This is a genomic window from Pinisolibacter sp. DMC100, from assembly GCF_056313705.1.
Genome location: NZ_JBQUZT010000006.1, coordinates 111,081 through 136,576, shown reverse-complemented (window position 1 = coordinate 136,576; position 25,496 = coordinate 111,081). Strand labels below are relative to the sequence as shown.

Annotated in this window: 24 protein-coding genes; 15 read left to right on the top strand and 9 right to left on the bottom strand. The window is 71.4% G+C overall.

The annotated features are described in order from the left end of the window. Positions 1–52 precede the first annotated feature (52 nt). The 11 genes from ACT541_RS18025 to ACT541_RS17975 all read left to right on the top strand — a co-directional run bounded on the left by ACT541_RS18025 (position 53) and on the right by ACT541_RS17975 (position 10,248). Positions 53–1,828: a NapC/NirT family cytochrome c gene (locus ACT541_RS18025; RefSeq protein WP_476138488.1), complete on the top strand. Its 1,776-nt coding sequence runs from the start codon at positions 53–55 to the stop codon at positions 1,826–1,828. Continuing rightward, entirely contained in the window at positions 1,825–2,292 is a 468-nt protein-coding gene (locus ACT541_RS18020) for a cupredoxin domain-containing protein (protein ID WP_476138487.1), read from the top strand. The genes ACT541_RS18025 and ACT541_RS18020 overlap by 4 nt, the downstream gene beginning before the upstream one ends. Further along, positions 2,289–3,080, top strand: a complete 792-nt coding sequence (gene cobA / locus ACT541_RS18015) for a uroporphyrinogen-III C-methyltransferase (protein WP_476138486.1) — start codon at positions 2,289–2,291, stop codon at positions 3,078–3,080. Before ACT541_RS18020 ends, cobA begins: the two co-directional genes overlap by 4 nt. Further along, positions 3,055–3,414, top strand: a complete 360-nt coding sequence (locus ACT541_RS18010) for a c-type cytochrome (protein ID WP_476138485.1) — start codon at positions 3,055–3,057, stop codon at positions 3,412–3,414. The genes cobA and ACT541_RS18010 overlap by 26 nt, the downstream gene beginning before the upstream one ends. Next, a complete protein-coding gene (locus ACT541_RS18005; protein ID WP_476138484.1) occupies positions 3,411–4,634 on the top strand; it encodes a cytochrome D1 domain-containing protein in 1,224 nt (407 codons plus the stop codon). Before ACT541_RS18010 ends, ACT541_RS18005 begins: the two co-directional genes overlap by 4 nt. 2 nt (positions 4,635–4,636) lie before the next feature. Further along, entirely contained in the window at positions 4,637–5,605 is a 969-nt protein-coding gene (gene ahbB, locus ACT541_RS18000; RefSeq protein WP_476138483.1) for a siroheme decarboxylase subunit beta, read from the top strand. Beyond that, the gene (locus ACT541_RS17995; protein ID WP_476138482.1) at positions 5,602–6,072 is read left to right on the top strand and encodes an Lrp/AsnC family transcriptional regulator; all 471 of its coding nucleotides are present in this window, start codon (positions 5,602–5,604) and stop codon (positions 6,070–6,072) included. The genes ahbB (ACT541_RS18000) and ACT541_RS17995 overlap by 4 nt, the downstream gene beginning before the upstream one ends. Next, complete coding sequence (gene ahbB / locus ACT541_RS17990; RefSeq protein ID WP_476138481.1) at positions 6,069–6,638, top strand: siroheme decarboxylase subunit beta; 570 nt, start codon at positions 6,069–6,071, stop codon at positions 6,636–6,638. Before ACT541_RS17995 ends, ahbB (ACT541_RS17990) begins: the two co-directional genes overlap by 4 nt. Continuing rightward, on the top strand, positions 6,626–7,834 hold the full coding sequence (gene nirJ, locus ACT541_RS17985) for a heme d1 biosynthesis radical SAM protein NirJ (RefSeq protein WP_476138480.1): 1,209 nt from the start codon (positions 6,626–6,628) through the stop codon (positions 7,832–7,834). Before ahbB (ACT541_RS17990) ends, nirJ begins: the two co-directional genes overlap by 13 nt. Then, complete coding sequence (locus ACT541_RS17980) at positions 7,812–9,311, top strand: cytochrome D1 domain-containing protein (RefSeq protein ID WP_476138479.1); 1,500 nt, start codon at positions 7,812–7,814, stop codon at positions 9,309–9,311. Before nirJ ends, ACT541_RS17980 begins: the two co-directional genes overlap by 23 nt. A 97-nt stretch (positions 9,312–9,408) precedes the next feature. Continuing rightward, the gene (locus ACT541_RS17975; protein WP_476138478.1) at positions 9,409–10,248 is read left to right on the top strand and encodes a hypothetical protein; all 840 of its coding nucleotides are present in this window, start codon (positions 9,409–9,411) and stop codon (positions 10,246–10,248) included. Between the two features lie 5 nt (positions 10,249–10,253). Here the strand turns inward: ACT541_RS17975 and pdxR are convergent, their stop codons facing one another. Beyond that, complete coding sequence (gene pdxR / locus ACT541_RS17970; RefSeq protein WP_476138477.1) at positions 10,254–11,663, bottom strand: MocR-like pyridoxine biosynthesis transcription factor PdxR; 1,410 nt, start codon at positions 11,661–11,663, stop codon at positions 10,254–10,256. 68 nt (positions 11,664–11,731) lie between these two features. Between pdxR and ACT541_RS17965 the strand changes: the two genes are divergently transcribed. Then, a complete protein-coding gene (locus tag ACT541_RS17965; protein WP_476138476.1) occupies positions 11,732–12,454 on the top strand; it encodes a pyridoxamine 5'-phosphate oxidase family protein in 723 nt (240 codons plus the stop codon). A 64-nt stretch (positions 12,455–12,518) separates the two neighbouring features. On the opposite strand, the gene ACT541_RS17960 is transcribed toward ACT541_RS17965, so the two are convergent. The 5 genes from ACT541_RS17960 to ACT541_RS17940 all read right to left on the bottom strand — a co-directional run bounded on the left by ACT541_RS17960 (position 12,519) and on the right by ACT541_RS17940 (position 20,202). After that, entirely contained in the window at positions 12,519–15,596 is a 3,078-nt protein-coding gene (locus tag ACT541_RS17960) for a molybdopterin dinucleotide binding domain-containing protein (protein WP_476138475.1), read from the bottom strand. 4 nt (positions 15,597–15,600) lie between these two features. Continuing rightward, on the bottom strand, positions 15,601–16,701 hold the full coding sequence (gene nrfD / locus ACT541_RS17955; protein WP_476138474.1) for an NrfD/PsrC family molybdoenzyme membrane anchor subunit: 1,101 nt from the start codon (positions 16,699–16,701) through the stop codon (positions 15,601–15,603). Between the two features lie 10 nt (positions 16,702–16,711). After that, on the bottom strand, positions 16,712–17,434 hold the full coding sequence (gene dsrO / locus ACT541_RS17950) for a sulfate reduction electron transfer complex DsrMKJOP subunit DsrO (RefSeq protein WP_476138473.1): 723 nt from the start codon (positions 17,432–17,434) through the stop codon (positions 16,712–16,714). A 384-nt stretch (positions 17,435–17,818) separates the two neighbouring features. Continuing rightward, entirely contained in the window at positions 17,819–18,439 is a 621-nt protein-coding gene (locus tag ACT541_RS17945; protein ID WP_476138472.1) for a response regulator transcription factor, read from the bottom strand. After that, a complete protein-coding gene (locus ACT541_RS17940; protein WP_476138471.1) occupies positions 18,436–20,202 on the bottom strand; it encodes a sensor histidine kinase in 1,767 nt (588 codons plus the stop codon). Before ACT541_RS17940 ends, ACT541_RS17945 begins: the two co-directional genes overlap by 4 nt. A 125-nt stretch (positions 20,203–20,327) precedes the next feature. Here ACT541_RS17940 and ACT541_RS17935 point away from each other — a divergent pair, with 125 nt between their 5' ends. The 3 genes from ACT541_RS17935 (at position 20,328) to ACT541_RS17925 (ending at position 23,001) form a co-directional block, all read left to right on the top strand. Beyond that, entirely contained in the window at positions 20,328–20,945 is a 618-nt protein-coding gene (locus tag ACT541_RS17935; RefSeq protein ID WP_476138470.1) for an SAM-dependent methyltransferase, read from the top strand. A gap of 149 nt (positions 20,946–21,094) precedes the next feature. Further along, positions 21,095–22,108, top strand: coding sequence for a YeiH family protein (locus ACT541_RS17930; RefSeq protein WP_476138469.1), 1,014 nt, complete (start codon positions 21,095–21,097; stop codon positions 22,106–22,108). Next, positions 22,105–23,001 carry a LysR family transcriptional regulator gene (locus ACT541_RS17925; RefSeq protein ID WP_476138468.1) on the top strand — a complete coding sequence of 299 codons (897 nt, stop codon included), beginning with the start codon at positions 22,105–22,107 and terminating at the stop codon, positions 22,999–23,001. The genes ACT541_RS17930 and ACT541_RS17925 overlap by 4 nt, the downstream gene beginning before the upstream one ends. A gap of 25 nt (positions 23,002–23,026) precedes the next feature. Here ACT541_RS17925 and ACT541_RS17920 read toward each other — a convergent pair whose 3' ends face one another. The 3 genes from ACT541_RS17920 to ACT541_RS17910 are packed head-to-tail and all read right to left on the bottom strand — an operon-like array spanning position 23,027 to position 25,487. Beyond that, positions 23,027–24,049: an MBL fold metallo-hydrolase gene (locus ACT541_RS17920; RefSeq protein ID WP_476138467.1), complete on the bottom strand. Its 1,023-nt coding sequence runs from the start codon at positions 24,047–24,049 to the stop codon at positions 23,027–23,029. A 30-nt stretch (positions 24,050–24,079) separates the two neighbouring features. Next, the gene (locus tag ACT541_RS17915; protein ID WP_476138466.1) at positions 24,080–24,427 is read right to left on the bottom strand and encodes a hypothetical protein; all 348 of its coding nucleotides are present in this window, start codon (positions 24,425–24,427) and stop codon (positions 24,080–24,082) included. Next, entirely contained in the window at positions 24,414–25,487 is a 1,074-nt protein-coding gene (locus ACT541_RS17910) for a YeeE/YedE family protein (RefSeq protein ID WP_476138465.1), read from the bottom strand. Before ACT541_RS17910 ends, ACT541_RS17915 begins: the two co-directional genes overlap by 14 nt. Positions 25,488–25,496 lie beyond the last annotated feature (9 nt).

Below are 25,496 nucleotides of genomic sequence, written 5' to 3'. Positions count from 1 at the left end.
TCCCCGGGCGCCCTCGACTTCTCGTGAAACCGTGCAAGGGGAGCGGCCGGTCATGAGCCTCGCCGAGCGTGCAGCCGAATTCTTCGCGTTTCTTCGTCGCCCGAGCGTCAGATACTCGATCCTGACGCTGGTCGGAGGCGGCTTCGTCGCCGGCATTCTCTTCTGGGGCGGCTTCAACACCGCGATGGAAGCGACCAACACCAAGGAATTCTGCATCTCGTGCCACGAGATGAAGAACACGGTCTACGAGGAGTACAGGACCACCATCCACGCCGCCAACCGCACCGGCGTCTCGGCGGTCTGTTCCGACTGCCACGTTCCCAAGGACTGGACCCACAAGATCCTGCGCAAGATCCAGGCGAGCCAGGAGGTCTGGGGCAAGATCACCGGCTCGATCTCGACGCCGGAGAAGTTCGACGCCCGCCGTCTCGAACTCGCCAAGCACGAGTGGGACCGCATGAAGGCGTCCGACAGCCGCGAATGCCGCAACTGTCACACCTTCGAGGGCATGAACCCCGAGAACCAGCGTCCGCGCGCCCGCAAGCAGCATCTCGCGGCGATGGAATCCGGCAACACCTGCATCGACTGCCACAAGGGCATCGCCCACAAGCAGGTTCGCAATCGTCTGACCGACGCGGAGATCGAGGCGCTGGAAAAACCCGTCGCCGCCTTCGCCCGGCCGGTGCCGGAGACCTATCGCGAGGGTCTCGCCCGCGCAGAGGCCAAGGAAGCCGCCGCGGCGGAAGTCAAGAAGGCCGAGATCGCCGCCGCCGCCGACGCCATCGCCGCCGACCGCATCGCCGCGATGAAGGCCGAGGCCGCCAAGGCCGCGACGCCCGCCGGCGCCGCCCCGGCCGCGAACGCCGCCGCTCCCGCCGCGGGCGCCCTCGACTGGACCGGCGTCCCCGCCCAGACCGTCAACCTCTTCTATCCCGGCACCGCCTCCTTCGAATGGGTGCAGAACGGCCGCGAGCACGGCGGCGCCCGCACCTTCCTCAAGTCCGGCGATCGCTGTGCCGATTGCCACCTGAAGGAAACCAAGGACATGGGCGCCAAGATCGTCTCGGGCGAGAAGGCCGAGCCGACGCCCATCCCCGGCAAGCGCGGCAACGTCGACGTCTCCGTCCAGTCGGCCGTCGCGAACGATCGCCTCTGGTTCCGCTTCCAGTGGAAGAACGGCCCGCATGCGCCCGTCCCCTTCGCCGAGGGCGGCAAGATGGACCCGCAGAACCAGGTCAAGTTCACCGTCTCGCTCGCCAATCTCGAGGGCATCGAGCGCATCGACCAGGCCGGCTGCTGGACCTCCTGTCACATGGACGCCCGCTCCATGCCCGACACGCCCACGGCCGAGGCGACGAAGTCCGCCCCCACCGGGCTCGACCTCGCCGACGGCGTGCGCAAGTACCTCGCCGACACCCGCACCGAGATCGACATCAAGGGCGACAAGGGTCCGCGCGGCGGCTGGGACAAGCTCAAGTCCGCCGACGAGATCGAGGCGCTGCGCAAGGCCGGCGCCTTCCTCGAGCTGATGCGCTTCCGCTCCGGCGCGGCTCCCGAACACGGCACCGTGCTCGCCGACCGCGTCATGAAGGACGCCGGCTCGGTCGAGGCGACCGGCACGCTCGAGGGCGACACCTGGACCGTGGTCCTGTCGCGCCCACTCGCGTCTTCCTCGCCCGACGAGATCCCGCTGGCGCTCGGCAAGGTCTACGTCGTCGGCTTCGCGCTGCACGACGACCACGCCGCCGCCCGTTTCCACCACGTCTCGCTGGCGCTGAAGCTCGGCCTCGGTGGTGGCGAGGCCGACCTCCAGGCGGTGAAGAAATGAGCGCCCGGCGGCCCCGAACCCTCCCGGCCGCGGCCCGGGTCTCGGGGCTCCTCGCCGCGCTCGCCCTCCTCGCCCTCCTCGGCGCGGAGACCGCGGCGGCACAGGGTCGGGTCACCGAGGAGGAACGCGAGGCGAACTGCCGCGAAGGCGCGCCCCGCCTCGCGGACGCCCTCGCCGAGGCGCCGGCGCGGGAGGGCGCCGTCGTCGTCTACACCTTCAAGGAGACCTTCTGCCCGCGCGTGCTCGACGTTCCGGCGGGTACCCGTCTCCACGTCGTCAACGTCGAGAAGCGCACCTCGCACAGCATCTGGTTCCAGGCCGACGGCCGGCCGGAGAGCGAGCGCTTCCTGCCCGGCGAGAGCGTCGACCTGACGCTCGATCTCGCCGTCGGCGAACACGTCTACGTCTGCGGCCCGCATCCCTGGATGAACGGCCGCGTCATCATCACGGAGGGGAAGCGATGAGCGAGCCGAAGGTCCATCTGGTGGGTGCCGGCCCGGGCGATCCCGAACTCCTCACCCTCAAGGCCGCCCGCCTGATCGGCGCCGCCGACGTCGTCGTCCACGACCGCCTCGGCGCCCCCGCGGCGCTGGCGCTCGCCCGCCCCGACGCGAAACTCATCGACGTCGGCAAGGAGCCGCGCCGCCATCCGGTGCCGCAGGAGGCGATCAACGCCATCCTGATCGAGGAGGCCCGCGCCGGCCGCCGCGTGGTGCGGCTGAAGGGCGGCGATCCCTTCGTCTTCGGTCGCGGCGGCGAGGAGGCGCTGGCGCTGGCCGCCGCCGGCATCGACTGCGCCGTCGTCCCCGGCGTCACGGCGGCTCAAGGGATCGCGGCGAGCGCCCGCGTGCCGCTGACCCATCGCGGCATCGCCGAGAGCGTCCGCTTCGTCACCGGTCACCGCAAGGGCGACCAGCCGCTCGACTACGACTTCGCCACCCTCGCCGACCCCGGCACGACGCTGGTCGTCTACATGGGCGCCGCCTCGATCGCCGAGACCGCCGAGCGGCTGATGGCCGCCGGCCGCTCGGGCTCGACGCCGGTGCTCGTGGTGGTCGACGGCACCTCGCCCCGCGAGATCCGCCGTGTCTCGACGCTCGCCTCGGTCGTCGGCGACGCCGCCGCCATCGGCCGCCACGGGCCGACGCTCTTCGTCATCGGCGAGGTGGTCCGGCTCGGCGCGGCGATGTGGCCTGCCACCGCCGAGATCGAACGGGAGGCTCGCCATGTCGAGCGCGCGGCGACCCTCTGACGGGCACTTCGCGGCGCTCGTTCTCGCCGCCGGCCTCCTCGCCGGTGCGGGCACGATCGCGCACGCCGACACGCCCCGCCCCGACGCCGCCCGTCGCGGCGCCCTCGTCCATCTCCTCGTACAGGACTGCGGCTCCTGCCACGGCCTCACCCTGCGCGGCGGTCTCGGCCGGCCGCTGCGGCCCGAGGACGTCGCCGACCGCGACACCGACCTGCTCGCCGCCGTCATCCTCGACGGCCTGCCGGGCACGCCGATGCCGCCCTGGCGCGGCCTCCTCGACGAGGCCGACGCGACCTTCCTCGCCGAGGCATTGAAGAAAGGCGTCGTGCCGTGACCGAGAAGACCAACGACCTCACCGCCCGCCCCTCGCGGCGCGGCCTCTTCGCCGGCCTCGCCGCCGCCGCCACGACGCCGATCCTGCCGGCCGCCGCCGCTCCGACGCCGCTGCCGCGCGGCACCGGCGATCTCGGCCTGATCGTCGAGCGCGCCACCGGCTCGCTCCTGCTGATCGAGACGACCGGCCGCTCGATCCTCGCCCGCGTCGAGGGTCTGGGCGATCTCTCCCACGCCTCGATCGTCTTCGACCGTTCGGAGCGCTTCGCCTTCGTCTTCGGCCGCGACGGCGGCCTGACCAGGGTCGATCTCCTGACGGCGACGATCGCCAAACGCGTCGTCCAGGGCGGCAACGCCATCGGCGGCGCGATCTCCGACGACGGTCGCCTCGTCGCCGTGTCGAACTACCAGCCCGGCGGCGTCCGCGTCTTCGATGCCGAGACGCTGGAGCTGGTCGCCGACGTGCCCGCGATCGGCGCGAACGGACAGGCCTCCAAGACCGTCGGTCTGGTCGATCTGCCCTATCGGACCTTCGCCTGGTCGCTGCTCGACGGCGACGAGATCTGGATCGGCGACTTCACCGACCCGAAGGCGCCGAAACTGACCAGACACCCGAAGATCGGCCGCCTGCCCTACGACGGCGTCGCCACGTCCGACGGCCGCTGGTACGTCGCCGGCCTCTTCGGCGAGGACGCCCTCGTCCGCCTCGACCTGTGGGCGGACGGCGCCCGCCCCGAGAAGGTCCTCGTCGGCTACGGCAAGGGCGAACAGCCGCTGCCGGTCTACAAGATGCCGCACATGGAGGGCTGGGGCGCGGCGGGCAATCTGCTGCTCATCCCCGCCGTCGGCCGCCACGAGGTCCTCGCCGTCGACCGCGACACGTTCCGCGAGGTCGGCCGCATCCCGGTCCACGGCCAGCCGGTCTTCTGCGTCGCCCGCCCCGACGGCCGGCAGGTCTGGGTGAACTACGCCCACCCGGCCAACGACACGGTCGAGGTGATCGACGTGCCGAGCCTGAAGGTCGTCCATGCCTTCCGCCCGGGACCCGCGGTGCTGCATCTCGAGTTCACCCCGCGCGGCCACGAGGTCTGGATCTCGGTGCGCGACGAAAACCGCGTCGACGTCCACGAGACGAAGACCTTCGGCCGCATCGCCTCGCTGGCGGCGAAGAGCCCGTCGGGCATCTTCTTCACCCCGCGCGCCCATCGGATGGGGGTGTGACGATGCACGCACCGCTGCTCTCGCCCCTGCAGAAGCGCCTCCTCGACGGCTGGCAGCGCGACCTGCCGCCGGTCGCCCGACCCTTCGCGGCGATCGCCGAGACGCTCGGCCACGACGAGGACGCGGTGATCGCCGCGAGCCGCGACCTCCTCGCCCGCGGCATCGTCGCGCGGATCGGCCCGGTGGTGCGCCCCAACACCGCCGGCGCCTCGACGCTCGCCGCACTCGCCTGCGGCCCGCAAGAGGTCGAGGCCTGCGCCGCGATCGTCTCGGCGGAGCCGGGCGTCAACCACAACTACCGGCGCGAAGACCCCGAGCTGCCGTTGTGGTTCGTGGCGACCGGCGCCACCCGCAGCGACGTCGACGCGCTTCTCGCCCGCGTCGCCGCCGCGACCGGCCGCGAGGTGCTCGATCTGAGGCTCGAGAAGGAATACCGCATCGACCTCGGCTTCGCCCTCGACGGCAGCCGCCGACCGAGCGACGACCCGCCGGTCCGCCGCGCCGCGAGCCAGGCCGAACGCCGCCTTCTCGCGGTCCTCGCCGAAGGCATCGCGCCGGTCGCGTGTCCCTTCGCGACGATCGCCGACCGGCTCGGCCTCGACGAGGCAAGGGTGCTCGCGACCCTCGCCGCGGCGCGTGCCGCCGGTATCGTCAAGCGCTTCGGCTATGTCGTGCGCCACCGGCCGCTCGGCTATGCCGCCAACGCCATGGTGGTCTTCGACCCCGCCGAGGACGAGATCGACGCCGTCGCCGAAGCCTTCCTCGCCTCCGACGCGGTGACGCTGCTCTATCGCCGCCGCCCGGCACCGCGCTGGCCCTGGCGGCTCTACGCCATGATCCACGGCCGAGAGCGGACGGAAGTCGAAGCGGAAGTCGCCGCCCTCCTCGCCCGCTGGCCACGGCCGCTCGACCACCGCGTGCTCTTTTCCACCCGCTGCTTCAAGCAGACCGGCGCGAGGCTCGCCCCATGAGACGACCGCACGAAGCCCTCGTCCTCGACGAGATCGACCGCCGCGTCGTCAACGCCACCCAGGGCGGTTTCCCGCTGGTGTCGCGGCCCTATCTGGCGGTCGCCGAGAGCCTCGGCATCGAAGAGCAGGACCTGATCGAACGGCTGCGCCGCCTGACCGCCGCCGGCGCCCTGTCGCGCTTCGCCCCGATGTTCGACGCCGAGAAGCTCGGCGGCGCCGTGTCGCTCGCCGCGATGGAGGTGCCCACCCACCGCTTCGACGCGGTCGCCGAGATCCTCGCCGCCATGCCCGAGATCGCCCACAACTACGAGCGCGATCACCGGCTCAACATGTGGTTCGTCATCGCCACCGAGGAAACCGCCGGAATCGGCCGCACCCAGCGCGCGATCGAGACGACGACCGGGCTGACCGTCCATCTCTTCCCGAAGGTCCGGGAATATTTCGTCGGCATGAGGGTCGAGGCATGACCCACAGGCTCGACACCGTCGATCGCGCCCTGATCGCCGCCACCCAGGACGGCCTGCCGCTGGTGCCCGAACCATGGAAGGCGGTGGCGGAGACGGTCGGCCTCGACGAGGCCGAGGTCATCGCCCGCTTCTCCGCCATGCTGGCGCGTGGCGCGATCCGTCGCATCGGCGCGGTGCCCAATCACTATCGCCTCGGCCTCGCCTTCAACGGCATGACGGTCTGGGACGTCGACGATCGCGAGATCGACCGGCTCGGCGCGCTCGTCGGCGCGCTTCCCTTCGTCACCCATTGCTACCGCCGGCCGCGGGCGCTGCCGGCCTGGCCCTACAATCTCTTCGCCATGGTCCACGGGCGGACCAACACGGAAGTCGTCGACAAGCGCGCCGAGATCGCCGCCCTGCTGGGCGACGCCGTGCGCGGCGCCGACATCCTCTATTCGAAGCGGATCCTGAAGAAGACCGGTCTCCGGATCGCCGGCACCGGGCCGACATCCGTCAAGGCCGAGGGCGGGTCGGACCGTCACCATCGCGACGACCGATCGGGGAGGGACGGATGTTTCGACTGACACGATTCCTGAGAGAGCTCGACCGCCCCACGCCCGTCGGCCCGCGGCGCGATCCGCCCGGCCCAGTGGTGATCTGGAACCTGATCCGGCGCTGCAATCTCCTGTGCCGGCACTGCTACTCGATCTCCGGAGACGTCGACTTCGCCGGCGAACTGACCACCGCCGAGGTCATGCGCGTGTTGGAGGATCTGAAGGCGGCGCGCGTGCCCGCCGTCATCCTGTCGGGCGGCGAACCGCTGCTGCGCGCCGACGTCTGGGAGATCGCCGCGCGGGCGAAGGCGCTCGGCATCGCCGTGTCGCTCTCCTCCAACGGCGCGCTGATCGACGACGTCCATGCCGACCGCATCGCCGAAGCGGGTTTCGACTATGTCGGCGTCAGCCTCGACGGCATCGGCGAGACGCATGATCGCTTCCGTGGCCGCAAGGGCGCCTTCGACGCCTCGATCGCCGGCATCCGTCGACTGCGTGCCCGCGGCGTCCGCGTCGGCCTGCGCTACACGCTGACGACCGACAATCAGGAGTCCTTCCCCGAGCTCCTCCGGCTGATGCGCGCCGAGGACGCCTCGAAATTCTATCTCTCGCACCTCGTCTGGTCGGGCCGCGGCAACAAGAACCGCACCTCCGACGCCGAGCACGCCGTCACCCGCGCCGTCATGCGCCGCCTCTTCGCCACCGCCTGGTCCGACGTGCTGGCCGGCTCCGACCGCGAATACGTCACCGGCAACAACGATGCCGACGGCGTCTTCCTGTGGATGTGGGCGAAGGAGGTGATGCCCGAGGCGGCCGAGCATCTGCGCGCCAAGCTCGCCGAATGGGGCGGCAACGCAACCGGCGTCAACGTCGCCAACATCGACAATCTGGGCGTCGTCCACCCCGACACCTTCTGGTGGGACCATGCGCTCGGCAACGTCCGCGAACGGCCCTTCGGCGACATCTGGGCCGACACCTCCGATCCGTTGATGGCCGGCCTCAAGGCGCGACCGCGCGAGATCTCGGGGCGCTGCGGCGGCTGCGCCCATTTCGACGTCTGCGGCGGCAACACCCGCGTCCGCGCCTTCCGCCTGACCGGCGACGCCTTCGCCGAGGATCCCGCCTGCTATCTCGACGATGCCGAGATCGGCCTTTCCGCGCCCGCGCCCCGTCTCGCCGTCACACCCTTTCGAGGTCTCTCCCATGAGCCGCCCGCAGCGTACTGACCGGCTTCTCGCCGCCCTCGCCGTGCTCGTCCTCTCGGCGCCGCCCGTCCGCGCCGAGCCCGACGCGGCGAAGCTCTACGCCGAGGCCTGCGCCGTCTGCCACGGCAACGCCCGCACCGGCGGCCAGGGCCCGGCGCTGCTGCCCGTCTCGCTCGGCCGCATTCGGAAGGCCGACGTGGTGGCGACCATCCGCGACGGCCGCACCGCCACCCAGATGGAGGGTTACGGCACGAAACTCTCGGGCGAGGAGATCGAGGCGCTCGCCGCCCATGTCCTGACCGAGCCCGAGGTCCAGCCGACCTGGAGCCTCGACGACGTGCGCGCGAGCCGCGAGACCCATGCCGCCCCCGCCGCGACGAAGCCGGTGTGGAACGCCGATCCGATGAACCTCACCGTGGTGGTCGAGGCCGGCGATCACCACGTGACGCTGCTCGACGGCGACACGTTCGAGCCGATCACCCGCTTCCCCAGCCGCTACGCGCTGCACGGCGGGCCGAAGTTCACCTCGGACGGCCGCCACGTCTTCTTCGGCTCGCGCGACGGCTGGATCACCAAATACGATCTGTGGACGCTGACCGTCGTGGCGGAGGTCCGCGCCGGCCTCAACATGCGCAACATCGCGCTGTCGGCCGACGGCCGCTTCGTCGCCGCCGCCAACTACCTGCCCTCGACCCTCGTCATCCTGAAGGCCGACGACCTCACCCCCGTGACGTCCCTCGACGTGAAGGACGACGAGGGCACGTCCTCGCGCGTCTCCGCCGTCTATCAGGCGCCGCAGCGCAAGAGCTTCGTCGCGGCCCTCAAGGACGTCGGCGAGGTCTGGGAGGTCTCGACCGAGGGTGAGACACCGAGCTTCGCGCCGCGCCGCATCACCGTCACCGAGCCGATCGACGACTTCTTCTTCGACCAGGGCTATCGCCACCTGCTCGGCGCCTCGCGCGACGGGGCGAAGGCGGTCGTCGTGCGGCTGGAGGACGGCGCCACCGTCGCCACGCTTCCCCTGCCCGGCATGCCGCATCTCGGCTCCGGCATCTCCTTTCTGCGCGACGGCCGCCGCGTCATCGCCGCGCCGCACCTGAAGGAGGGCAAGATCTCGATCATCGACACCGAGACCTGGACGGTGACGGCGACCATCGCCACCTCCGGCCCCGGCTTCTTCCTGCGTTCGCACGAGAAGACGCCGTGGATCTGGGCCGACGCGATGATGGGGGCGAAGAAGGACGGCATGCAGATCATCGACAAGCGGACGCTCGAGGTGAAGACGGTGCTCGTCCCCGAGCCCGGCAAGATCGCCGCCCACACCGAATTCGACCGCTCCGGCCGCCACGCCTTCGTCTCGGTCTGGGAGAACGACGGCGCGCTCGTCGTCTACGACACCGAAACCCTGCAACCGGTGAAACGCATCCCGATGAAGAAGCCGGTCGGCAAGTACAACGTCTGGAACAAGATCACCTTCTCGGAGGGCACCAGCCACTGAAGGCGAGACCGGGCCCCGATCGCTCCCGTTGCGCGGCCCGCGCCGCCGATCGACAATGCCCCGTGGCGGGATCTCCCCGTCGAACGGAGCCGATCCCATGTCGACCCCTGCCCGCCTCCTCGCCCTGCCGCTCCTCCTCGTCGCGACGCTTCCCGCGTCGGCCGCCGACGCGCCCGACCGTGTCGTCGCGAGCATCCGCAAGGCCTGCATCGCCGTCGGCGGCAAGCCGCGCGTCGATGCGAGCGCCGCCCTCGCCCAGCCGTCGCTGCGCGGCGGCGACGCCACCGACTGGGTGATCCCCGCCGCCACTGTCCGATGCGACGGCGTCTCGGGCTTCCATCCCCACGACGCGCTCTATGCCGCCGACGGTACGCAGCTCGTCGACCGCCTGCCGGCCGAACGCACGCTCGTCGACGGCGAGCCGCGCCGCTTCGCGCTTCGGTGGCCGGCGGCCGACTGCGCCACGGGGCGCGACTGCATCGTCTGGAAGATCTGGAACGGTTCCCGCGTCGTCGACGAGGTCGTGCCCTACGGCGAGACCACGACGCCGCCGGCGGTCGAGGCGCCGATCGTCCGCCTCGCCGGCCGGCTCGGCGACTGGACCCACAACGGCTCGACCGTCTTCTTCGACGTCTCCAACCGCCGCATCGTCTACACCGAGCCGAAGCCGGCGATCGCCGGCACGATCCGGCCGGGGCAGGTGATGTATGTCGGCGACCTGCCGGGCGAGTTCGGCCGCAAGGTCGAGGGTGTCGCCTTCACCTTCCGCAAGGGCTGCCCGCCGGCGCCCTACCGGGTGAAGGGCGAACATCTCGACGGCTGGCACTGGCGCATGGCCGGCGCCGCGCCGATCCGCGCCGCGACCGGTTGCGCCATCGTCGACTACGACAAGGCGAGCCCCAACGCCGTGCTGCTGTTCGAACGCCTCTCCGACTGACGGGATCACGCCCCCTCGCGGATCGCGGCGGCGATCACCGTGCCGACCCGCGCCATCGCCTCCGGCGTCGCGCCGGAGAAGCCGACGACGAGCCCCTGCCGCGCCGGCCGGTCGACGCCCATCACCGAGAGCGCCCGCGCCCCCACCCCGCGGGCGACGATCCGCGCCGCGAGCGCCATGTCGTCGTCGATCCGCGCGTCCGAGACGATCAGATGCAGCCCGGTGTCCGGCGCCGCGACGTCGACCCCGCCCGCCCGCAGTGCCGCGACCAGCGCATCGCGGCCGGCACGGCTGCGGCGGCGGGCGCGGCGGACATGGGCGGCGAAATGGCCCTCGTCGAGCAGCGCGGCGAGGGCCGCCTCGCCGAGCATCGAGGGGAAACGATCGGTCCGCTCGCGGATCTCCAGCACCGGCTCGACCAGCGCCGGCGGCAAGACCATGTAGCCGACGCGGAGACCCGGAAAGAGCGCCTTGGAGAAGGTGCCGAGGTAGATCACCCGATCGGCGTCGTCCATGCCCTGAAGCGCCGCGAGCGGTGCGCCGGCATGACGGAACTCGCTGTCGTAGTCGTCTTCGAGGATCCAGCCGCCGGTCCGCCGCGCCCAGCCGACGAGCGCCAGCCGCCGCCGCATCGACAGCACGACGCCGGTCGGAAACTGGTGCGACGGCGTCACGTAGACCGCCCGGGCATCGGGTGCCGACGCTGCGGCGATGTCCGGATCGATCCCCTCGTCGTCCATCGGCACACCGACCGGCCGCAGCCCCGCCCCACGGAAGGCGGCGAGCGCCATCGGATAGCACGGGTCCTCGACCCCGATCCGGTCGCCCGGCGCCAGCACCGCCCGGATCGCCAGATCGAGCCCGTTCTGCGTGCCCGAGGTGACGACGACGCGATCGGGCGTGCAGCGCACGCCGCGCGCCGCACCGAGATAGGCGGCAATCGCCCGCCGGAGCCCCGCCCCGCCGCGCGGGTCGCCGTAGGCATGGGCGGCGGGATCGGTGGCGACGCCGTGGCGCACCAGAAGCCGGCGAAAGATCGCCTCCGTCCGCGGATCGAAGGACGACAGCCCCAAGGCCCCCGGCAGCGGCGCGCCGACCGCGCGTGGCGACGGCACGTCCGGCGGCGCGGCGGCGATCCGCGGCACCATGGCCGCGACGAAGGTCCCCGCCCCCACCCGCGCCTCGGCGAAGCCCTCGGCGATCAGGGTTTCGTAGGCGGCGACCGCCGCCCCGCGCGCCACGCCGAAACGCGCCGCGAGCTCGCGCGTCGTCGGCAGTTTGGCGCCGGGGGCGACGAGCCCGGTCTCGATCGATCGCCTGAGCGCCGCATAGAGCGCCGCCCGCCGCGGCCCGGCCTCCGGCAGCACCGGGATCAACGCCGACCAGTCGGAGACATTGGTTCGTGAATTCGGCATCGAATTGGATCTTTTTCGGACCATTTCTTCGGCCTATCGATGCGTCGAACCATCGGAGAAAGCAAGCCATGTCCGACACCACCCCTTCCGCCTACCCGGTCGGCGACCTGAGCCGCGTCCGCCGCCTCCACGAGCGCGGTTCGCACGAGCGCGCGGCCGTCCACGCCATCCTCGACGCCGCCATGCTCTGCCACGTCGCCTGGGTGCGCGACGGCCAGCCCTTCGCCACGCCGACGATCCACTGGCGCGACGGCGATCGGCTCTACTGGCACGGCTCCTCGGCGAGCCGCATGCTGCGCTCCGTCTCCGACGGCGTGCCGGTCTGCGTCACCGTCTCTCATCTCGACGGGCTGGTGCTGGCGCGTTCAGCCTTCAACCACTCGGTCAACTACCGCTCCGCCATGTGCTTCGGCACGGCGCGGATCGTCGCCGACGGGGCCGAGAAGATCGCCGCCCTCGACGCGCTGGTCGACCGCTTCTATCCCGGCCGCGCCGCGACGCTGCGCCCGATGACGGCGCAGGAGATCAAGGCGACGACGGTCGTCGGCATGACCATCGAGGAGGCCTCCGCCAAGGTCCGCGCCAAGGGCTGCGGCGACGACGAGGAAGATCTCGCCCATCCGGTCTGGGCCGGCGTGCTGCCGATGGTCACGACCTTCGCCGCGCCGGAACCCTGCCCGCGCGGCCCCGTCGCCCACCCCTTCCCCGAGACGCTCGCTCCCTACGGCGCCGGCGCCCGCGCCGACGAGGCCTTCGCCGCGACGGCACGGCTCTACGAGGAACGCGGCTGACGCGGCACGAAAATGCCCGACCCGCGGGGAACGCGGGCCGGGTCGAGGCGGGGGGACGATGGTCTCAGGCGCGTTCGAGCCGTGCCGGGATCGCCTGCCGGACCGCCGTTCCGGCGATCGGATCGACGTGGACCGCCGGGCTCGACCGGGTCGGATCGAGGAGGCCGAGGTCGTTCAGCGCGAAGCCGGCGGCGATGCCCGGATCGTGCGGCTGGAGGCGATCGCCGATGCGATGCGGCCGGGCGCCGAGCTCCTTGTGGCCGAAGCCGTGCTCGACCGCGATCACGCCCTCGCGCACGCCGTGGCGCACCTGCGCCGTGGCGACGACCGAGCCGGTCGGCGTGGCGATCCGGACCTTGTCGCCGGTCTTCACCCCGAGCCGGGCGGCATCCGTCGCCGAGATGCCGGCGGCGTTCTCGGGATGGAGCCCGCGCAGGCGACGCCCGACGATCGAATAGGAGTTCTGCAACGGGCTCTTCTGGCTGACGAGCCGCAGCGGCCATTCCTTGTCCGGGTAGCGGGTCGAGACCGCCGTGCCGTCGGCGAAGCGGGCCGGCACCCAGCCGGGAACGCCGGAATTGCGCTTGCCGGTCATCGCGTCGCGCGAGGTGCCGACCGCCTCGTTCCACACCTGCAACGGCTTCTCGAAGGGCCAGGCCGCCTTTCCCTCGGCCGACCAGGCTTCCGCCGGCGGCTGGTGCCGGCCGCCGCGCGAATAGAGGAAGGCGACCTTCTTCACCTCGTCTTCCGGCAGCATGGCCTTCAGCGTCGGCATCATCCGCGCGACGCCCGCGAGCGCCACGTCGTCGTCGGTCGCGTCGCCCACCGGCGCCTTGCCGGTGAAGCCGAGATTGGCGGCGGCGCGGACATACCAGTCCTCGGCGCGGTCGAGCGGCAGTTTCCGCCCGTCCGCCGCGGTGATCGCGCCTTCGCCGAAGCCCGGCAGCGCCATCGCCTTGGCCACCGCGATCAGGAAGGTCTCGATGCCGATCGGCTGACCGTCGGCGGTCTTGGCGGTCTTCGGCTCGACCACCGGCCAGCGCGCCAGCATCGACTTCGACGGCACACCCGCCCAGGGCGCGGCGAAGCCCCAGCTCTCGTACATCGTCGTGTCCGGCACGACGTAGTCGGCGAAGCAGGAGGACTCGTTGATGAAGGGATCGACCGCGACGATCAGCGGGATCGTCTTCGGATCGCCGAGCGTCTTCTCGGCGATCGCCCGGACGCCGGGAATGCCGTAGACCGGATTGGTCGACCACAGGATCAACGCACCGAGACCGTAAGGATAGCCGGACAAGGCCGCCGGCAGCCATTCGGTCGACAGTTGCCCCGCGGTCGAGAACCACGGCGCCTCGGCCGGATAGGGCCTGCCCGCCGCCTTCTTCTCCTTGAATTCGCTCGTCTTCTCGTAAGGGAAGTTGCGCGACAGCGGCACGCCCGAAGGCTTCACCTCGCCCTCGAAGGCGTCCATCTTGTAGCGCGGCCCGGCATAGGGGTTGAACCCGCCGGCGCCGACGAAGGTGCCGCCCTTGCGGTTGAGATTGCCGACGAGCGTGTTGAGCATGACGATGGCGAAGGCCGACTGGAAGCCGTTGCCCGCCATGGTGCCGCCGTGGCTGGAGATCGCCGCCTTCTTGCCGTGGCTGGTGAACTCGCGGGCGAGGCCGACGATCACCTCGACCGGCACGCCGCAGATCGCCGCATAGTCGTCGAGGCTCATGGCCCGGGCGGAGGCCGCGAGCAGCGCGAAGCTCGAGGCGACCCTGACCGGCCGGCCGGCGATCTCGATCGACCGTTCGACGTCCAGCATCGCCGGACCCGTCGCGGCGGCATGGGCGACCGGCGCATCGCTCGCCGGATCGACGACGACGAAGGGATCCGCGTCCTTGTACTTGTCGGCGTCCGCGATCGGCAGGCCGACGTCCGAGCCGCGCAGGAAGAAGCCGCGACGCGGGTGGTTCTCCTCCGTCACGACGAGATGGGTGGCGTTCGACCACGCCGTCTCGCCGGCCCCATCCGCCACCGCCTTGTTGGGCGCGGCGAGGAAGGCGGCGTCGAAACGCTTCTCTTCGATGATCCAGCGGATCATCGCCATGGCGAGCGCCGCGTCGGTGCCGGGCTTGATCGGCACCCAACGGCCGCGCTCCTTGGCGGCGAGATTGTCGCTGTGCCCGAGCACCGGATCGACGACGACGTAGTTCAGCTTGCCGTCAGTTCGCGCCTTGGCGAGCAGTGTCCCCTGCCGCTTGAACGGATTGCCGGCATTGGCCGGCGCCGTGCCCATGAAGATCACGAACTCGGCGTTCGGCAGATCGGGCTTGGCATGCGGCATGGTCTTGGTGTCGCCGAAGGCGGCGCCCGAACCGGAGCGGTAGGAGCCGCCGCAATAGGCGCCGTGTCCGGTGTAGTTGATCGAGCCGTAGGCCTTCTGGATGAAGCGCCCGACGAAGGCGGCGCGGCCGTCGTCGACCGAGTTCAACACCGCCACGCGATTGACCTTCGGCCCGAGCTCCGGCCGCTTCGGGTCGATCGGCTCGAAGGAGCGCAGCGCCTTCAGCCCCGCGACCGGACCTTCGCCGAAGAGATCGCCGCCCTCGACGACCTCCCTCACCAGCTGCTCGAAGGAGATCGGCTGCCACCGGCCGGAATTGCGCGGGCCGACCCGCTTCATCGGCTGCGTGATGCGGAAGGGCGAGTTCTGCGCCTCGAGCACGGCATTGCCGCGGCCGCAGGCGGTCGACCGACCGGCGAGCCCCTGTTCCTCGAACCGGGTGAGCGAGGTCAGCGCCTTGCGGACCGGCACGCCCATGGCGACGTGCGGGTCGGCCGACAGCGGCGAATAGGGATTGCCGACGACGCGGGTGACCGTGTCGGTGGCGGCATCGATGCGGACGCGGACGCCGCACTGGGTGGTGCAGCCCATGCACATGGTGAAGGCGACCCGCGCCTCCGGGTTCGGCTGCAACTTGCCGTCGACGAGCGCGAATTCGGGCTTCTGTGACTGGCCGGTGGTGCCGCGGGCATGGGCCGGCGAGACGACGGTCTCGAGCATGCGCTCGCCCGTCTCGGAGAAGCCGGCGGCGAAGGCGGCGCCCCCGCCGATCACGGCGGCGCCCTTGAGAAGATCGCGACGAGAGGTCATGGCATCAGGCTCCCTGAGGCAGGGTCGACGGACGGGCGGCTTCGGCCGATCCGGACCAGGGGACGAGCGTGGCGAGGATCACGGTGACGGCGAGGAACAGGCCGGCGGTGCCGACGATGCCGAGCAGGCCGTCGGGGCCGAGCGCCAGCGGATGGGCATAGAGGCCGCCGCCGTTCTTCGGCATGTCCTGACCGCCGACGAAGATCGTCCAGCGGAAGAGCCAGGCGGCGTTGAGCGCGAGGAGCCCGGTCAGCCAGCCGGTCCCGACCGGCCGCAGGGCGGCGATCGCGAGAGCGGCGAACGTCGCGCCGCCGAGCCACAGCGCCGAGGTCAGCCAGTGCATCGACCCGGCGACCTGCGCGAGAGCGCGGCCTTCGGCGCCGTTCGGCACGAGAAGCGCGAGCGCGAACCACGCCGCGCCCAGCGCAAGCACGCACGCCGAGGTCACGACGAGCAGGCGATTGCCGAGCGCGTCGACGGCGGCCCCCGCGCCCGTCGCGACCCGGGCGAGGATCATCGCGAGACCGATCGACCCGGCGATCGCCGTCGCCGCGAACTGCCAGGGCAGCAGCGCCGTGTTCCACAGCGGCCGGGCGCGCACCACCATCACCTCGACGCCGGTATAGAGCGCGACGGTGAAGGCGCAGGCCAGCGTCGCGAGACCGAGCACCGCGACGAGGCGCGGCCGAGCGGGACCGGCGAGCAGCCGACGCACGAGCGCGAGCGGGCCGTCGTTGCCGGCCGCCGCGAAGTCGGGCGCGAGCGCCGCCCAGGCATAGAGCAGCAGCGCCCCGACATAGGCCGGGATGAAGAACGCGCCCCAGGCCATCCACGACGAGCCCGCCGGGTGGAGATAGAAGTTCAGGAACCGTCCCGGCTGGTTGAGGTCGGAGACCAGCGCCACCGGGGCGACGAGGCCCGAGACCAGCGCACCCAGAAGGGCCGCGCGGCCGAGCGGCCGCCAGTCGGCACGGCCGAAGGCGATGCCCGGCAGCGTGAGGAGGAACGAGCCGAAGGACAGCCCGATCAGGAAGAAATACTGCACCGCCCACGGCGCCCAGGCCGGGTCGCGGGAGACGTGGAGGAGTTCGGTGATCTCGGTCATGGTCGTCTCCTCACGCCTCGGTGCCGGTGGGATGCCAGAGGGTCGGAACGGCGTCGACGCGGGTGGCGAAGCGGTCGTCGAGGCCGAGATAGAAGACGTTCGGCTTGGTCTTCTCCTCGGGCTTCAGCACGCGGACTTCCGCCGCGCGTTCCTTCAGGAGTTTCGAGACGGTGCTCTTCGGATCGGCGAGATCGCCGAAGATGCGGGCGCCGCCGACGCAGGTCTCGACGCAGGCCGGCAACAGCCCCGCCGCCACCCGATGGGCGCAGAAGGTGCACTTGTCGGCGGTGCGGGTCTCACGGTTGATGAAGCGCGCATCGTAGGGGCAGGCCTGGACGCAGTAGCCGCAGCCGACGCAGCGATCGGCGTCGACCAGCACCTCGCCGTCGGCCGCCTTGAAGGTCGCGCCCACCGGGCAGACCGGCACGCAGGGCGGCGCGTCGCAGTGATTGCACAGCCGCGGCAGTACGGCGGTCGAGACGCGGTCGGCGTCCGCCACCTCCCAGGTGGTGACGAAGGTGCGGAAGCTGTCCTCCGGTACCCGGTTCTCGTGGATGCAGGCCACCGTGCAGGCCTGACAGCCGATGCACTTGGCGACGTCCACCACCATCGCCCAGTGACGGGTGGGCGCGGCCTCGGCCAGCGCCGGCACCACGCCGGCGGCGAGCGCGACGGGCGCCCCGGCGGTCACCCGCCCGAGGCTCCTCAGGAAATCTCTGCGCGAGCCGGTCATCGCGACCCTCCTCTCGATGTCGATCGAGGAAGGCTTACGCTCGCGTCTCGCCCGGGACGATCCGGGCCGAACCCCGGAACGACGAGGGTAAACCCTCGTTGCGCGGCGAAATACGTAAGGGATTTCAGCAGGTTCCGGATGCGCGCCGGATTCTTCCGGCGGGAGGTCCGGCGGTGCTCGGGCCGCCGTGGCGCGACGGCGTGATGCAGTGGGATCGTGCGCGATGCTTCGAGACGCGGGCCTGCGGCCCGCTCCTCAGCATGAGGCGTTTCTTGTTCTTCAAGGCAAAAAACAGACGCCTCATGCTGAGGAGGGCGACCGTCGGTCGCCCGTCTCGAAGCATCGCGCACCCACATCGCCTCGTCGAACGACCAGGGCCGCGCCTCATTCCGCGTCGGCGACCATCCGGGCGAGTTCGGCGAGCGAGCCGGCATCCATCTTGGTCATGACCGAGGCGCGATAGGCCTCGATCGTCTTGATCGAGAGATCGAGCTCGAAGGCGACCACCTTGTTGGGCTTGCCGGCGAGCACGCCGTCGAGCACCTCGCGCTCCCGCCGGCTCAGCCGCGCCAGCCGCTCGGCGACGGAGCGCCGCCGCTCGACCTTGGCGAGACGGTCGCGCGACAGGCGGATCGCGCCCTCCACCATGTCGAGGAGATACTGTTCCTTGAACGGCTTCTCGATGAAGTCGTGGGCGCCCGCCTTCAGCGCCGCCACCGCCATCGGCACGTCGCCGTGGCCGGTGACGATGACGATCGGCAGCGGAAACTCGCGCTCGACGAGGATGCGCTGCAGCTCGAGCCCGCTCATCCCAGGCATCCGCACGTCGAGCACCAGCGCACCGGGACGCAGTGGCGCCCCCGCCGCCAAGCGGTCGAGGAAGGCGTCGGCCTGGGCGAAGCTCTCCGCCTCGAGCCCGACCGAGGCGAAGAGGAAGGCCATCGATCGGCGCATCGCCTCGTCGTCGTCGACGATCAGGACGAGCGGTGCCGCGGTCTCGGTCATGTCGCCTCCTTCTCCGCGACGGGCAGGGTGAAGCGCATGGTGAGCCCGCCGTCGTCGTTGTCGGCCGCCCACAGCCGCCCGCCGTGGCTCTCCACGATGGTGCGGCAGATCGAGAGCCCCAGCCCCAGCCCCTGCGGCTTGGTGGTGAAGAACGTGTCGAAGAGATGGGCCTCGACCTCGGGCGTCAAGCCGGGTCCGTGGTCGCGCACCGCCACCTTGACCACCGTCCCGTCCGACGACGTGCGCACGGTGATGCCGCGCTCGCGCCCCTCGTGGTCGATCATCGCGTCGACGGCATTCTGCAACAGGTTGAGCAGCACCTGCTCGATCTCCACCCGGTCGGCGGCGACCTTCGGCAGATCGCCGGCGAGATGGACGCGCAGCGCGATGCCGCGCCGTGCCGCCAGCCCGTCGAAGAGGGCGAGCGTGTCGCGCACCACCTCGTCGACGTCGAGCGCCTCGCGCGACGCCTCGCGGCGGCGGACGAAGGCGCGGATGCGGCGGATGATCGAGCCCGCCCGTTCCGCCTGACCGATGATGCCGCGCGCGCCGTCGCGCAGGAAGGCGGGGTCGAGCCGGCCGCCGTCGATGAAGCGCGTCATGCCCTCGGCATAGTTGGTGATGGCGGCGAGCGGCTGGTTGAGTTCGTGGGCGATGTTCGAGGCCATCTCGCCGAGAATGCCGAGACGGGAGAACTGATCGCGCTCCTCGCGGTGGCGCCGGGCGTCCAGCTCGGCCTTCTCGCGTTCCTGGATCTCGCGCGTGAGTTCGGCCGTGCGCCGCCGCACCAGCGTCTCGACCCGGGCGACGTGGACGATCCACCAGCCGATCGCCACGCCCGCCACCAGGAACCAGTGCCAGTAGGCTCGGAGGAAGCCGAGAAGCGTGGTGCGGGCGAGATAGTCGTAGGGACCGATCTTCAGCTGGCGAAAGAGCGCGTGGACGGAGGTGTAGTCCTGCGGCGCGGTCCAGGCCCCGCCGCCGACCGCCGGCATGGTCAGCAGGCTCGCCGCGACCACCTTGGCGAGGTCGGGCGAGGTGCCGGCGAGCCGGGCGAAGGGCCAGTCGGGATAGAGCCGCGACGACAATCGACAGGGAAAGCCCGGCACGGCGCGTTCAGCCACCACCGCGAACTCGCCCTCCCGCGCCCGCCCGGCGGCGATCGCGTCCTCGAGCACGCAGGCGCGCAGCACGCCGGCGTCCGCCCTGCCCTCGCGGATGGCGACCAGAACGTTCTCCATCGGAAAGCCGGTCTGGGTCAGCGCCGCGAGCTTGGCCGGCGGGAAGCCGACGTCGTCCATCTCGCGCCAGATCACCCGCCAGCCGCCGAAGGCCTGTTCGGAGACGACCGCCAGCCGGAGCCCCGAGAGATCGGCGAGCCGTTCGGGTCGCCCCGGCCGGTTCGGCACCACCACGACCGAGCCGATCGTGTCGGTCGGCGCGGCGCGGTCGCGGCTCTCGAGGGTGGCGATGCGGGTGACGCCGAAGCGTTGTTCGAGATCGACGTAGTCGCCGGGATTGGTGACGACGAAGTCGATCGTCCGCGCCGCGACCGCCCGGGAGATGCCGTCGAGATCGAGCGGCACCATCGCGAAGGCGTGCATCGGCAGGCTGCGCCGGAGATGGTCGATCGTCGCCTCGAAGTCCTGCGCCGCCCGCTCCGAGCCCTGGAAGGCGAGCACGCCGATGCGCACGTCGTCGGCGCGCGCCGACCCAAGGGCGGCGACGACGACGACGAGGGCGGCGAGAAGGCGGCGGATCATCCCGCGAGAATGCCGCCCCGCCCGGACCGAGGCAATCGAGGGAATACCCTCGCGCTCGCGACATCGCGACTTCCCGCCGTCACCGCCATCGGCCATCGTGGCGGCGGACAACGCGAGGAGCGTCGATGACCACCGAAGAATACCACCGCTGGAACGAGCGCTTCGCCCATCCCGACTACGTCTTCGGCACCGAGCCGAACGCCTTCCTCGCATCCTGCGAGCCGCTGCTGCCGACGTCCGGCCGGGCGCTCGCCATCGCCGACGGCGAGGGACGCAACGGCGTCTTCCTCGCCGAATGCGGCCTCGACACGCTGTCGGTCGACTTCGCCCCCAATGCCCAGGCCAAGGCGCGGGCGCTGGCGGAAACCCGCGGCGTGACGCTCGACACGCGGCTCGTCGACATCGTGCATTGGGACTGGCCGGAGGCGGAATTCGACGTCGTCGCGGCGATCTTCTTCCAGTTCTGCGGCCCCGAGGACCGGGCGACGATCTTCGCCGGCATCCGCCGCGCCCTGAAGCCCGGCGGCCTGCTGATCCTCGAGGGCTACCGTCCCGAACAGATCGCCTACGGCACCGGCGGGCCGAAGGCGGTGGAGAACATGTACACCCGCGAGATCCTCGAGGCGGCCTTCGGCGACTTCGTCGATCTCTCGATCCACGCCCACGACCGGGAGGTCGACGAGGGCCACGGCCACGTCGGCCTCTCGGCGCTGATCGACTTCGCGGGGCGCAAGCCGGGCTGAGGCATTCCCCGCCGGGCACAGACGATCCGCCCGGCGGAGCATGGTTTCGCGCGATCGTTTCGTTTTGCGGAACATCGTTTTCCAAATCCAGCGATGGACGCGACGCGCATTGCGCGGCTTGTCTGGGGCAACAACCCCGGGAGCCGCCGATGGCCACGTCCACTCTGTCCCTGCTCGATGCCCCGCGCCGGCTGCTGCCCGGCCTGGCGCTCGCCGTCGCGGTGGCCGTCGCCGCCTATTACGTCCGGAAGATCCCGGGGCTCGCGGTCTTCTCGCCGATGATCCTGGCGATCCTGATCGGCATGGCGGTGGCCAATCTGGCGCCCCTGCCGGCGGCGTGTTCCGGCGGTCTCGCCTTCGCCATGCGGCCGGTGCTGCGTGCCGCGATCGTGCTGCTCGGGCTGCGCATCACGCTGGGCGATCTCGCCGCACTCGGCTGGCAGAGCCTCGCCTGTCTCGCCGCCGGCCTCGTCGCCACCTTCGTCGTCACCGCCCGCATCGGCCGCGCCATGGGCCTCGCCCGCGAGACCGCCGAGCTGGTCGCCGCCGGCACCGCCGTCTGCGGCGCCTCGGCGATCGTCGCCATGAACGCCGTCACCGGCGGCCGGCGCGAGGACGTCGCCCATGCGGTCGCCACCGTGACGCTCTTCGGCACGCTGTCGATGTTCCTGCTGCCGGCGCTGGCGCCGCTCCTGCATCTGTCGCCCGCCTCCTTCGGTCTGTGGGCCGGCGCCTCGATCCACGAGGTGGCGCAGGTGGTCGGCGCCGGCTTCCAGGGCGGCCCCGAGGCCGGCGAGGTCGCCACCGTCGCCAAGCTCGCCCGCGTCGCCATGCTGGCGCCGCTGGTCTTCGCCGTCGGCTGGCTGCGCGGCCGCGGCGTCGAGGCGACGAGCCGCCCGCCCTTCCCGTGGTTCGTCGCCGGCTTCCTCGCCATGGTCGTGATCGGCAGCGTGCTCCACCCCGACCGCGCGATGCTCGCCGCCGCCGGCGACCTGACGACGATCCTCTTCACCGTGGCGCTGGCCGCCATGGGTCTGATGGTCGACGTGCGCGCGCTTCTCCGCGACGGATGGAAGCCGATGGCGCTCGGCGCCGTCTCCTGGCTGTTCGTCACCGGCTTTGCTCTGCTATGGGTCGAGGTCCTCGCCCGGAGCGCTCCATGAACCTCGACCAGCTTCGCATCTTCGTCGCCGTCGCCGAATGCGAGCACCTGACCCGCGCCGCCGAACGACTGGCGCTGTCGCCCTCCGCCGTCTCCAACGCCATCCGCGCCCTCGAGGAGCGCCACGACGTCGCCCTCTTCGACCGCGTCGCCCGCCGCATCGAACTGACCGAGGTCGGCCGCGCCTTCCTGGTCGAGGCGCGCGAGGTGATCGCCCGGGCCGAACGGGCCGAGGCCCGCCTCGCCGAACTCGCCGGCCGGGTCGGCGGCACGCTGCGCATCGAGGCGAGCCTGACCACCGCGGCCTGGTGGCTGCCGGCCCGGCTGGTCGCCTTCCGCCGCGCCCACCCGCAGGTGACGATCGACCTCGCCGTCGCCAACACCACCCACGTGGTACGCGCCGTCTCCGACAACACCGCCGACGTCGGCTTCGTCGAGGGCGACTGCGAGGGCGCCGCGCTGGCCGTCCGCACCGTGGCGCGCGACCGCCTCGTCCTCGTCGCCGATCCCGAGACCGCCGCCGGCCTGCCGAAGGATCCGGCCGCGATCGATCTCGCCTCGCTCGACTGGGTGATGCGCGAACCGGGCTCCGGCACCCGTCAGGTGCTGGAGGACGAGCTTTCCCGCCGCGGCGTCGACCCGCGCGGGCTGAAGGTCTCGCTCACCCTGCCGAGCAACGAGGCCGTGGCGACCGCCGTCGTCGCCGGCGGCGGCGTCACCGCGCTGTCGGCCGCCGCCGTGCGCTCCGCCGTCGCGATCGGACAGCTGACGGTGATCGACCCGTCGTTCCTCGAGCGCCCCTTCCGCCTGCTGCGCCGTGCCGACCGCACCCCGAGCGGCGCGCTGAGGGCCTTCCTCGCCTTCCTCGAAGCCGAACCGCACGGCGACGCCTGAGGCGGCGGTCGCGAGGCAGCGGACGTCAGAACTGCGCCTGCTCGGCCTCGAGATAGGCGAGGCTGACGTATTTGCCGATGTTGCGGTCGAAGCCCTTGGTCTCGGCTGCCCGCGAGGCGACGCGCGGGTCCTTCATCACCTCGGCCAGCGCCCGATCGAGCGGGATCGACTTGTCGACCGCCTCGACGCAGCGCTCCCAGATGCCTTCGAACAGCTCGCGGTGCCATTGGGCGACACCCGGCCCCGGCTTGCCGTGCGCCGGCAGCCAGATCTTCGGCTTCGCCGCCGCCGTCAGCTTGTCGATGGTCTCGAAGGTGCCCTTGTAGGAGCCGTCGTCCATGTTGGCGATGCGGCGATCCATCAGCACGTCGCCGACGCAGCAGACGCCGTCCTCCACCACCTCGACGTCGATGTCGGCGGGCGTGTGGGCGCGACCGTAGTGATGCATCCGCAGCGTCACATCGCCGAGCGAGATCTCGAAACCGTGTTCGATGTCGGTGTTGGGCGGCACGATCGGCGTGCCGAGCGTCGCCTGATTGGTCCATTTGATCATCGAATCGTGCCACAGCGTGCCGGTCGCCCCGGCGATCGCCGCACGCGTGCCCGCCCTCGCCCAGATCGGCAGATCCTTGCCCCACTTCTGCACGAAGGCGTCGTTCCCGAGCCAGTGATCGCCGTGATAGTGGGTGTTGACGATGCCGACGACCGGCTTGCGGGTCATCGCCTCGAGCTGGCGGATCGCCATCTCGGCGATCTGCACCGAAGCGCCGGAGTCGACCACCACCACGCCCTTGTCGCCGACCACGAAGGTGACGTTCGACATCAGGCCCTGGTTCTCCGGGGTCGGAAAGCCGTCCGGCGCCTCGATGACGAAGACGTGGCGACTGATCGCCGTCAGCGGCCGGTCGGGCACCGGCGGCCCCTTGACGAAGGCCTCGATGTCGTTGGCGGCGCGGGCGATGCCGGACCACAGGTCGGTCACCGCCAGGGTCAGCGCACCGCCGGCGGCGGCGACACCCGCCAACAGGCCGCGTCGGTCGATCGTCATGGGCCGTCCTCCCGCCGGTCTCGCGCCGGCTCAGTCGAAGCGATAGTGATCGTGATCGAGCGCGGCGGTGACCGAGCCGATCTCCTCGGAAAAGATCATCGAACCGAGCCGCGACACGCAGAAGGCGACCTGCCGGTCGAGCTCCTCGCGCGACTGCACCCGCCGGTCGGCACGGCGGTAGATCGCCGTCGGATCGGCATCGCCCGCCCGCGCCCGATGGCAGGCGCCGTCGCAACCGTTCTCGGCGAGAAGCCGGCGTCCCACCTCGACCGACGGCACCTCCGCCTCGCCCGCCCGCGGTGCCCGCGACGCGGCGGCGAAGAGGCCGACGGCGAGAAGGCTCGCGCCGACCGCGGCTAAGGCGTCACGACGCGGCATCGGCTATCTCCGCTCTGAAGGCCCGCTGGTCGACCAGCCGGTCGGTCAGCACCGCCCCGATCCACATCGACCACAGCACGATCCACGAGGTGACGGCGAAGACCGAGGCGCCCGAGACGCCGGCGCCGACGGCACAACCGCCCGCCATCACGCCGCCGAAGCCCATCAGGCAGCCGCCGGCGATGTAGCGGCGCATCGACGCCCCGCCGTCGAAGCCCTCGAGCTTCAGGTCGCCGCCGAGCGCCCCGGCGACGAAGGACCCGATCACCACGCCGGGGATCAGCCCGAGATCGAAGGTCAGCGGCCCGCCCGGCGGCGACAGCACGTACATCAGCGTGTCGGCCGAGGGCGAGGTGAAGGAGAGCGCGTGGACCGGCACCATCTCGAAGGAGGTCGCCGCCATCGCATAGTTGAACCACCAGGCGACCGCGACCATCAGCCCGACGCCCGCCGCCCCGAGCCACGCCCAGAGCGAGACGCGGTTCCTCACCGCGATGGCGATGCCGAGCGCCAGCCACAGCCCGCCGAAGGCCGCCGCCCCGCCGTGACCGATGCCGAACATCGCCACGAGATCGCGCGACGACCCGTCGATGGTCCACAGCCCGTTGATCCACTGGCGGAAGGGCGACAGCACGCCGGAGAGCGAGGTCTGCGCCACCACCGCGAAGACGAGGCCGGAGAGCAGCGCCCTGAGGTTCCCCGTCGCCGAGAGCACCAGCATGCGGCTGCCGCAGGCGCGCGTCAGCGTCATGCCGCAGCCGAACATCAGCCCGCCGAGGATCGCTCCCGAGAGCGATCCGGTGTTGTTGAGCTGGCGCACCTGACCGGTGTCGAACAGCGCGAAGACGATGAGCAACTGCGTGGCGATCAGCGCCGTCGCGAAGGTGAAGAGCCACACCGCGAGCTTCGGCCCGAGCGTGCCGTGGGCGACCTCGAGCGTCGCCGCGCGCAGGCAGAAGCGCGAGCGCTGGGCGAGCGCGCCGAACAGGATGCCGATGACGAGGCCGCCGAGCGCCAGCACCGCACGGTCGCCGAGAAGATCGACCAGAGCCTCGAGCATGACGGCCTC

What these genes read in the sequence shown, in the direction of transcription:
- ACT541_RS18025 (WP_476138488.1), top strand. Translation starts at nt 53, where the DNA reads ATGAGCCTCGCCGAGCGTGCAGCCGAATTCTTCGCGTTTCTTCGTCGC.
- ACT541_RS18020 (WP_476138487.1), top strand. Translation starts at nt 1,825, where the DNA reads ATGAGCGCCCGGCGGCCCCGAACCCTCCCGGCCGCGGCCCGGGTCTCG.
- cobA (WP_476138486.1), top strand. Translation starts at nt 2,289, where the DNA reads ATGAGCGAGCCGAAGGTCCATCTGGTGGGTGCCGGCCCGGGCGATCCC.
- ACT541_RS18010 (WP_476138485.1), top strand. Translation starts at nt 3,055, where the DNA reads ATGTCGAGCGCGCGGCGACCCTCTGACGGGCACTTCGCGGCGCTCGTT.
- ahbB (WP_476138483.1), top strand. Translation starts at nt 4,637, where the DNA reads ATGCACGCACCGCTGCTCTCGCCCCTGCAGAAGCGCCTCCTCGACGGC.
- ACT541_RS17995 (WP_476138482.1), top strand. Translation starts at nt 5,602, where the DNA reads ATGAGACGACCGCACGAAGCCCTCGTCCTCGACGAGATCGACCGCCGC.
- ahbB (WP_476138481.1), top strand. Translation starts at nt 6,069, where the DNA reads ATGACCCACAGGCTCGACACCGTCGATCGCGCCCTGATCGCCGCCACC.
- nirJ (WP_476138480.1), top strand. Translation starts at nt 6,626, where the DNA reads ATGTTTCGACTGACACGATTCCTGAGAGAGCTCGACCGCCCCACGCCC.
- ACT541_RS17980 (WP_476138479.1), top strand. Translation starts at nt 7,812, where the DNA reads ATGAGCCGCCCGCAGCGTACTGACCGGCTTCTCGCCGCCCTCGCCGTG.
- ACT541_RS17975 (WP_476138478.1), top strand. Translation starts at nt 9,409, where the DNA reads ATGTCGACCCCTGCCCGCCTCCTCGCCCTGCCGCTCCTCCTCGTCGCG.
- pdxR (WP_476138477.1), bottom strand. Translation starts at nt 11,663, where the DNA reads ATGCCGAATTCACGAACCAATGTCTCCGACTGGTCGGCGTTGATCCCG.
- ACT541_RS17965 (WP_476138476.1), top strand. Translation starts at nt 11,732, where the DNA reads ATGTCCGACACCACCCCTTCCGCCTACCCGGTCGGCGACCTGAGCCGC.
- ACT541_RS17960 (WP_476138475.1), bottom strand. Translation starts at nt 15,596, where the DNA reads ATGACCTCTCGTCGCGATCTTCTCAAGGGCGCCGCCGTGATCGGCGGG.
- nrfD (WP_476138474.1), bottom strand. Translation starts at nt 16,701, where the DNA reads ATGACCGAGATCACCGAACTCCTCCACGTCTCCCGCGACCCGGCCTGG.
- dsrO (WP_476138473.1), bottom strand. Translation starts at nt 17,434, where the DNA reads ATGACCGGCTCGCGCAGAGATTTCCTGAGGAGCCTCGGGCGGGTGACC.
- ACT541_RS17945 (WP_476138472.1), bottom strand. Translation starts at nt 18,439, where the DNA reads ATGACCGAGACCGCGGCACCGCTCGTCCTGATCGTCGACGACGACGAG.
- ACT541_RS17940 (WP_476138471.1), bottom strand. Translation starts at nt 20,202, where the DNA reads ATGATCCGCCGCCTTCTCGCCGCCCTCGTCGTCGTCGTCGCCGCCCTT.
- ACT541_RS17935 (WP_476138470.1), top strand. Translation starts at nt 20,328, where the DNA reads ATGACCACCGAAGAATACCACCGCTGGAACGAGCGCTTCGCCCATCCC.
- ACT541_RS17930 (WP_476138469.1), top strand. Translation starts at nt 21,095, where the DNA reads ATGGCCACGTCCACTCTGTCCCTGCTCGATGCCCCGCGCCGGCTGCTG.
- ACT541_RS17925 (WP_476138468.1), top strand. Translation starts at nt 22,105, where the DNA reads ATGAACCTCGACCAGCTTCGCATCTTCGTCGCCGTCGCCGAATGCGAG.
- ACT541_RS17920 (WP_476138467.1), bottom strand. Translation starts at nt 24,049, where the DNA reads ATGACGATCGACCGACGCGGCCTGTTGGCGGGTGTCGCCGCCGCCGGC.
- ACT541_RS17915 (WP_476138466.1), bottom strand. Translation starts at nt 24,427, where the DNA reads ATGCCGCGTCGTGACGCCTTAGCCGCGGTCGGCGCGAGCCTTCTCGCC.
- ACT541_RS17910 (WP_476138465.1), bottom strand. Translation starts at nt 25,487, where the DNA reads ATGCTCGAGGCTCTGGTCGATCTTCTCGGCGACCGTGCGGTGCTGGCG.